Origin of the sequence: Synechococcus sp. R6-5, from assembly GCF_047461775.1 — a bacterium.
Taxonomy (GTDB): Bacteria; Cyanobacteriota; Cyanobacteriia; order Thermostichales; family Thermostichaceae; genus Thermostichus.
On sequence record NZ_JANSHV010000154.1, the window covers coordinates 1 to 6,378 of the forward strand.

Sequence of the window (6,378 nt, forward strand, 5' to 3'; positions counted from 1 at the left end):
CAGTGTTCAGCGTAAATGTATCAGGAAGGCAACTGAGTTCCTCAAGTAAGGTGCACCGACTGTTGGACGAGGATCTCTGGTGTTTTGGGCAAAGGTTGGCTCAAGCGGCTGATCTGAGCCTGCGCCTGCAGTTGTTCGTCAATCCAGTCCGCCAGTTCCCGCATGTAAAGCGCCACATGGATCGCCTGGTCGCGCTGTGCTGGCTCCACACCTTTTTCCGCCAGGCGGGCCAGAATTACGGGATCGCTCAGCTCCTCCAGGGCGGCAAAGTCTTCCGGTTGGTCGAACCCCAGCTCTGCCATTTTCTCGAACACATACCCCAGCTGCAGGCCGGTGGCCTCGCACTGCCCCTCCAGTTGCCAGGGATCCCTCAAGGCCAGGGCAACAGTTCGGTAGGCGGTTTGGGCGATGGAGCGCCAGGTGCCGCGGTGGATGCGCAGGCTGAGTTGCTGCCGATCCCAGCCCAGGGCTTCTCGCACCAACAGGCCGCAATTGCAGCGGGTGCTGTCCCGCCAGCAGTACTCCCAGTCCCAGAAGCCCCAGTGTTGGGATTGGATACGATCCGCGGTGCGGCGCAGGAGAGCTGCCAACTCAGGTGTGGGGCGCATGAGGCAACACAGAGCTAAACAAAAAACAACAAAACAAAAAACAACAAATATAGAGCGCCTCCAGTCTAGGCAGGCGAGCAATGGAGAACAAGCCCAGCTCAATCTTCTTTACATTCCTGGTCGCAACAGCATTGCGGAGCAACATATTCCTGTTCGGGCCTGTCCTCCGAGGGCAAAGCTCGTTGCCGTTGCCAAGCCCCCCAAGCCACCCCTGCCAACACCAGCGAGGCCCCGCCCAGGTAGGTGCCCCCTGCTGGCAAGCCCGCCAAGGCCAAGGCCAGGGATCCCCCCCAGAGGGTCATGGCGTAGATGAGCAGCACTGAATGCCGATGGGATAGGCCGGCTTTGAGCAAGCGGTGGTGCAAGTGGCCTTTGTCGGGATGGAAAGGCGACTTCCCCCTGGCCAGCCGCTTGAGGATTACGGTGGACATATCCAGGATCGGCACCGCCAAGATAAAGAAAGGCAGAGCCACTGCCAGCGTGGTCACCCCCTTGGCCACCCCGATCACCCCGATCCCAGCCAGGGTAAAGCCCAAAAAATAGGCCCCCCCATCCCCCATGAAGATCTGCGCTGGGTTGAAGTTGTAGCGCAAAAAGCCTAGGCAAGCTCCCGCCAAAGCCGCCGCCAGCATGGCCGCCGCCGGTCGATCCAGCAGCAGGGTTACGATCAGCATCACCACTGCCGCAATTCCCGACACCCCTGCCGCCAGCCCATCCAGCCCGTCCATGAAGTTGATGGCGTTGGCCATCCCCACCAGCCAGAACAGGGTAATCAGCAGGCTCAACCACACCGGAAAGGGCCAGATCCCTCTCCCGGGCAGACTGATGAACTCAATGCGCACCCCTACTCCCCAAGCGGCAGCAGCCACGCCGAATTGCATCAACAAGCGGGAAAAAGGCGACAGGTGAAACAGGTCGTCCGCCAGGCCAATCAAAAAAAACAAAACCCCACCGATCGTCACCCCCCAAATCTCGTACTCCTGCTCGGTGCGCAAGCCCCCAAAAGCTCCGGCTCCCCAGAGCAACAGCAGGGCCACCAAGTTGCCAAAAAAGATGGAAACCCCCCCCAGGCGCACCATCGGTTGCTGGTGGATCTTGCGCTCGTCGGGAAAGTCCAACTGGCCACTGCGGATCCCGACCGCCTTCACCACCGGGGTTGCCCACAGAACCACACAGGCAGCAGCCAGAAAGGCAACCAAGTAGGGCATAGCAAGCCGTGGCGAGGATTGCGGTTATCCCAAGTGGGGGTAGAGGGGGAAACGACGACAGAGCTGGGCCACCCGCTGGCGACACTCTTCCAATACAGCAGGCTCCTCAGGCTGAAACAGACAATCGGCGATGATCTCCCCAATTTCCTCAAATTCTACTGGCCCCAAGCCGCGGGTGGTCAAGGCTGGGGATCCCAGACGCAGGCCGCTAGCTACAAAGGGCGGCTGTGGGTCGAAGGGAATGGTGTTCTTATTGGCGGTGATGTGGATCTCCCCCATCAGCCGATCCGCCCGTTTGCCCGTCATTACCGGATCCGCCGCCCCAGTTTTTTCCAGCACCGCCGAAACCGAGCGCAGATCCAGCAACATCAGGTGATTGTCGGTGCCCCCGGAAACCAGTCGAATGCCTCGCCGTTGCAGGGATCCCGCCAGGGCCTGAGCATTGGCGATCACCTGCGCCGAGTACTGGGCAAAGCTGGGCTGCAGGGCTTCTCCAAAGGCCACCGCCTTGCCAGCAATAACATGCTCCAGCGGCCCCCCCTGGCTGCCGGGGAACACTGCCTTATCCAGCTTTTTGCCCAATTCTGGGTCGCGGGTGAGAATGAGTCCCCCGCGCGGCCCTCGCAGCGTCTTGTGGGTAGTGGTGGTCACCACATCGCAGAGGGGCACGGGGTTGGGGTGATGTCCAGTGGCCACCAAGCCGGCAATGTGGGCAATGTCGGCCAGAAGATAGGCCCCCACCTCGTCGGCAATGGCGCGGAAAGCGGCAAAGTCAATTGTCCGCGGATAGGCAGAGTAGCCGCAGATGATCAGCTTGGGCCGGTGCTGCAGGGCCAGATCCCGCACTTGGTCAAAATCAATCCGCTCCGTCTGCGGATCCACCCCGTAATGCACCACCTGGAACCATTTGCCGGAGACATTCACCGGCGAGCCGTGGGTAAGGTGGCCGCCGTGGGCCAGATCCATGCCCATAATTGTGTCTCCTGGCTGCAGCAGGGCCAAGAAAACAGCGAAATTGGCCTGCGCCCCCGAGTGGGGCTGCACATTGGCGTGGGCTGCCCCGAACAATTGCTTAGCCCGGTCAATGGCCAGCTGTTCAATCTCGTCAATAAACTCGCAGCCGCCGTAGTAGCGCTTGCCCGGCAGCCCTTCTGCATACTTGTTGGTGAGCACCGAGCCCTGGGCTGCCAAGACGGCAGGAGAGGTGAAGTTCTCGCTGGCGATCATCTCCAGGTGATCCCGCTGCCGGTTGAGCTCTTCCTGGATCAGGCGGTAAACCAAGGGATCCGTTTCCGCCAGGATGGCCAAGCTATCCCGTGAGGTGGTCAGACTTTGTGGAGCAGCTACCATGATGACGCCAAGACCGAACTTCGCAGGAGGAATGGGCAAGAACTGCTTCGCCGTCGCGACGGCGTTGCGGAGCAACATCGTAGCATGACCCGCAAACCAGCAGCGCAGGCCCCGGCCTTTCTGCCTGGGGTAAAACCCCAAAACTGAGAAAGAATCCCTTGCTTTAGGGGTGGGGAGAATGTCAGTCGCGACAGCGTTGCGGAGCAACATCGATCCAAGCAGAGGATCTGGGAGCCACGGTCAAGCGGGATGGGCAAGGGCTGCTTTGTAAAGAATGTTGAGCTTTTCTTCTCGGTGTCAAGGCTACCCCTCAAGCTACGGTAGAGTGAGGGAGCTGACTTTTGTGCAATTCCACTGTTAGGGAGTTGGTTATGACGGACGCACAAGTTTTCACCATCCTGGCGATTGCCTTGGTGCCGGCAGTGATGGCTCTGCTTTTGGGATCCGCCCTGGCCCGTAGCTGAAGCCCCCTCATCCCCAGGGATCCCTTTGGCCTGCCCCGTCGCGACAGCGTTGCGGAGTAACAAGGCAGGCTTTTTTCTTTATCAAGGAATGGAAAGTGTGGCTTGCGCTGCTGCACTCCTTCGGTTGTCCTGCCGTTGTTGGCTAAAGTTGGATTGATAAGGAGCACTCCCGGCAGCCAAGCAACTTGAGCCAGGTGGATCTACAGCGGCTTCAGCGCGCCCTTTCCCTAGAAGCAGAGGTGGGGTTTACCGACCTGCGAGGGCGAGAGCAGACCTTCTCCCAATTTTTGGGGAGTGTGTTCGGACAGGATCCCCCCTCTGACTGGGTGCTGAATGGAGATGACCGGCGGCGATGGAAAGAACTGGGATCCCGCTATACCCTGTATTCCGAGCTGGAGCTGCCCGAACGCCAGCACCTGGTGGCCGAAACCCGCCGCTGGCTGGAGCGAGTCCGACGTCAGCAAGAGCTGTCCCGACCGAGTTCCCACCAACCTGGCTCGTTTGCAGCCTCGTTGCCACAGCGCTCTGGTTTCCCTGCCGTAGGCGTAGCAACAACCCCCCCAGAGGCAGGGCGGAGCACGATTTCCCCATCTCTCCCCGCCGGCCTCAGCCTGGAGCAGCCGCTGCAGTTTCTCAAAGGCATTGGTCCCAAGTCAGCGGAGAAACTGGCACAACTGGGCCTACACAGCGTGCGGGATGCCCTCTACTACTTCCCCCGCGACTACCTGGACTATTCCCGGCGGGTGCTCATCCGCCAAGCCAAGGTGGGGGAGACCGTTACCCTTGTAGGGACGGTGAAAAGTTGCAGTTGCTTTACCAGCCCTAAGAATCCCTCGCTGACCATCTTCAACCTAAAGATTGCCGACAAAAGTGGTGTAATTACCCTCAGCCGCTTCTACAGCGGGCGGCAGTTTGCCCAGCGCAGTTGGCAAGCTTCCCTGGAGCGGCAATACCCCAAGGGGGCCCTGGTGGCTGCCAGCGGCCTGGTCAAAAAGGGCCGGTTGGGCCTAACGCTGGATAACCCGCAACTGGAGGTGCTGGGGGGAGAGGGCGAGGAGCTGGACAGGCTGGGCAAGATCTTGCCAGTTTACCCTCTCTCAGAAGGGATCCCCGCCGATCTGGTGCGCAAGGCGGTGCAACTGGCTTTGCCGGCGGCGGCCTTGGTGGAGGATCCCTTGCCGGCGGATCTCAAGCGGCAGTTGCAGCTTTTGGACTTGCCTGTTGCCCTGCAGCAGATCCACTTTCCTAAGACCCGAGAGCTGCTGGCCCAGGCCCGGCGGCGGCTGGTGTTCGATGAGTTTTTCTACCTACAACTAAGCCTATTGCAGCGGCGACACCGCTATCGTGCCCAAGCTCAGGCCATACCTCGTTACCAGCCGGCTAGAGGGGAGCTGTTGGATCGCTTCTACCAAATCCTGCCCTTTCAGCTTACCGCTGCCCAGCAGCGGGCCATCGACGAGATCCTAGCGGATCTGCGGGATCCCTTGCCCATGAACCGCCTCTTGCAGGGAGATGTGGGATCCGGCAAAACCGTGGTGGCGGTGGCGGCTTTGCTGGCAGCCATTCAATCCGGTTGGCAGGCGGCCCTCATGGCTCCCACCGAGGTTTTGGCCGAGCAACACTACCGCAAGTTGGTGGAATGGCTCAGCCAGCTGCAGGTGCCCGTTGAACTGTTGACTGGATCCACGCCCCCTGCTAAGCGCCGGGAGATCCTGCGGCAGTTGCAGACCGGGGAATTGCCCTTGGTGGTGGGCACCCATGCTCTCATCCAGCCGGCAGTGCAGTTTCGCAACCTGGGCTTGGTGGTCATCGACGAGCAGCACCGCTTTGGCGTGGAGCAGCGGGCCGCTCTGCAACAGAAAGGGGATCACCCCGATGTCCTCACCATGACCGCTACCCCCATCCCCCGCACCCTCACCCTGGCCCTGCATGGGGATCTGGATGTTACCCAAATTGACGAGCTGCCGCCGGGGCGCAAGCCCGTGCACACCCTGGTGGCCCGGCCAGGGGATCGCCTGCAGGTGATGCGGCTTATCGAGCGGGAAATTGCCCAAGGGCGGCAGGCCTACGTGGTGCTGCCGTTGATTGAAGAGTCGGAGAAGCTGGATCTCAAATCTGCCATCGAGGAACACCAGCGTCTGCAGGAAAAGGTCTTCCCCCAATTTCGGGTGGGCCTGCTGCACGGGCGCTTGACCAGTAGCGAGAAGGAAGCTGTCATTGCGGCCTTTCGCCGGCGGGAGCTGGATATTCTGGTCTCTACCACGGTGGTGGAGGTGGGGGTAGATGTGCCCAATGCCTCGGTGATGCTGGTGGAGCATGCGGAGCGCTTTGGGCTCTCCCAACTGCACCAACTGCGGGGGCGGGTAGGGCGGGGATCCGACCAAGCCTATTGCATCTTGATGACGGGATCCAAAGGAGAAGATGCTCTGCGGCGGCTGAAGGTGCTGGAGCAATCCCACGACGGGTTTTTCATTGCCGAGATGGATCTGCGCTTCCGCGGCCCAGGGGAAGTGATGGGTACCCGCCAGTCGGGGCTACCCGATTTCGCCCTGGCCAGTCTCATGGAGGATCAAGAGGTGCTGCAGCTGGCCCGCCAGGCGGCAGAGCAGCTTATTGTCCAAGACCCCGACCTGAAGCGCTGGCCCCCCTTAAGCCGCATACTGGAAGAGCGTCAGGCCCGTCTCTTGGGCCCTGGGTTGTTGACCTAAGCTAGGGGCAATTGGAGCATGACTCTAGTCAATAATAAGC

General features: G+C 60.6%; 5 protein-coding genes. 2 read left to right on the plus strand and 3 right to left on the minus strand.

Annotation, left to right across the window (positions count from 1 at the left end):
- Positions 1-41: 41 nt before the first annotated feature.
- From NW818_RS09000 to glyA, 3 genes are all read right to left on the minus strand, one after another.
- Entirely contained in the window at positions 42-608 is a 567-nt protein-coding gene (locus tag NW818_RS09000; protein WP_414424355.1) for a hypothetical protein, read from the minus strand.
- A gap of 98 nt (positions 609-706) precedes the next feature.
- On the minus strand, positions 707-1,816 hold the full coding sequence (locus NW818_RS09005) for a glycosyltransferase family 4 protein (protein WP_414349946.1): 1,110 nt from the start codon (positions 1,814-1,816) through the stop codon (positions 707-709).
- 24 nt (positions 1,817-1,840) lie between these two features.
- Positions 1,841-3,166 (minus strand): serine hydroxymethyltransferase, encoded by a 1,326-nt coding sequence (gene glyA / locus NW818_RS09010; RefSeq protein ID WP_414424356.1) that lies wholly within the window; start codon positions 3,164-3,166, stop codon positions 1,841-1,843.
- 371 nt (positions 3,167-3,537) lie between these two features.
- On the opposite strand from glyA, the gene psaM reads away from it, so the two are divergent.
- Both psaM and recG read left to right on the plus strand, forming a co-directional pair.
- The gene (gene psaM, locus NW818_RS09015; protein ID WP_011434349.1) at positions 3,538-3,630 is read left to right on the plus strand and encodes a photosystem I reaction center subunit XII; all 93 of its coding nucleotides are present in this window, start codon (positions 3,538-3,540) and stop codon (positions 3,628-3,630) included.
- 194 nt (positions 3,631-3,824) lie between these two features.
- Complete coding sequence (recG, locus tag NW818_RS09020) at positions 3,825-6,338, plus strand: ATP-dependent DNA helicase RecG (protein ID WP_414424357.1); 2,514 nt, start codon at positions 3,825-3,827, stop codon at positions 6,336-6,338.
- Positions 6,339-6,378 lie beyond the last annotated feature (40 nt).

Bases quoted from the DNA above. Each gene is read 5' to 3' on its own strand.
- NW818_RS09005 (WP_414349946.1), bottom strand. From the start codon at position 1,816: ATGCCCTACTTGGTTGCCTTTCTGGCTGCTGCCTGTGTGGTTCTGTGG.
- glyA (WP_414424356.1), bottom strand. From the start codon at position 3,166: ATGGTAGCTGCTCCACAAAGTCTGACCACCTCACGGGATAGCTTGGCC.
- psaM (WP_011434349.1), top strand. From the start codon at position 3,538: ATGACGGACGCACAAGTTTTCACCATCCTGGCGATTGCCTTGGTGCCG.
- NW818_RS09000 (WP_414424355.1), bottom strand. From the start codon at position 608: ATGCGCCCCACACCTGAGTTGGCAGCTCTCCTGCGCCGCACCGCGGAT.